1 protein-coding gene is annotated in these 1239 nt (G+C 39.1%); it reads right to left on the bottom strand.

Features of this window, described 5'->3' with window-relative positions:
* Window positions 1-116 precede the first annotated feature (116 nt).
* Window positions 117-1133 carry an IS110 family transposase gene (locus HY987_RS06310; protein ID WP_292756744.1) on the bottom strand — a complete coding sequence of 339 codons (1017 nt, stop codon included), beginning with the start codon at window positions 1131-1133 and terminating at the stop codon, window positions 117-119.
* Window positions 1134-1239 lie beyond the last annotated feature (106 nt).

Genomic DNA, 1239 nt, shown 5'->3' with positions numbered 1-1239 from the left:
GACATTCATCTATCCGTGATCTAAGTCACATTATTGCGGTCGTATTAAAGGCATAGCACCAATCATTGTAGCAGGCTTGCTTTTCAGCAGAGGCCTATGGACGAAACGGTGTCGCCTTATGATGCCTTACATTTCCTTTGAGGAATGTAATTCCTATTAGTCATAAGCATTGCGTAAATTATCGTCAACAGCTTTCTTGCTGTTGCAACAACAGCAACCTTATGATTCTTTCTCTTTTTTATCCTGTGATAAAATAATGCAAGACTTGAGTCATGCATTATTGCTATGTTGGCGCATTCTATCAGTATCCATCTCAAGTTGTTATTTCCTTGCTTGGATATGTGCCCAACATAACATTTATCTCCAGATTGGGAGATTGAAGGATTTAATCCAGCATAACTTATTATCTTTTTCGCCGAATTAAACCTCCTTACATCTCCGATTTCCGCACTGATCATCAAAGCTGAATAATAGTCAATGCCTTTGACTGACATAAGCAGCCTAGCTTGCGGATTGTACTTGACAAAATCCTCGACTCTGTCTTGAGTATTGTTGATTTTTTCAGTCAAAAAATCAATGGTCTTTAAATAGTTGTCAAGCTCAAACCTGTCGCACATTGGCAAATCCATTGAGTACAGCTGCCCCATACCAGCTTTGCCAAATAAATCGCTGTATTCGTGCTGGTAGCCATGCCTTAATAGCAAGGCATTAACCTTTCTCTTGACATCTGCTCTTAATCTTACTAATGAAAGTCTGTGCCTTGTTATCTGCCTCTCGTACCTTGTATCCAAAGGCGGAGCATAGCTTTCAGGCAGCATATTCATCCTCAGCAAGTCTGCTAAGATTTTTGCATCATGCTTATCTGTTTTCTTTCTTGATGCTGCTATTAAGCGAACCCTTGAAGGATTTGCCAATACAAGCTCCTTATAGCCAGCGTCGTATAGGTAGTCATACACATACTGCCAGCAGCTGCATGATTCCAAAGCAATTTTGGAATCCTGTTGTATATTCGACAGAAACAAATCCATCGAATGAGGCTCATTCTTGAACTTCTGCTCAAGAATCACCTTTCCTTCCTTATCCAAGATACATCCTTGGATAAAGTTTTTATGTACGTCTAATCCTACGTACATCTGTTGCATATTTGATGTCATAAGACATCACCTCCTTGGTTTTTATTTTTGTTTTATGCTATTGCATAGCAATTATAAAAACCACGAGGTTTAATCATGCAATCAT

This window comes from Methanobacterium sp., assembly GCF_016217785.1.
GTDB lineage: Archaea > Methanobacteriota > Methanobacteria > Methanobacteriales > Methanobacteriaceae > Methanobacterium.
This window is presented reverse-complemented; position numbering and strand designations above follow the sequence as displayed.

Bases quoted from the DNA above. Each gene is read 5' to 3' on its own strand.
- HY987_RS06310 (WP_292756744.1), bottom strand. From the start codon at position 1,133: ATGTACGTAGGATTAGACGTACATAAAAACTTTATCCAAGGATGTATC.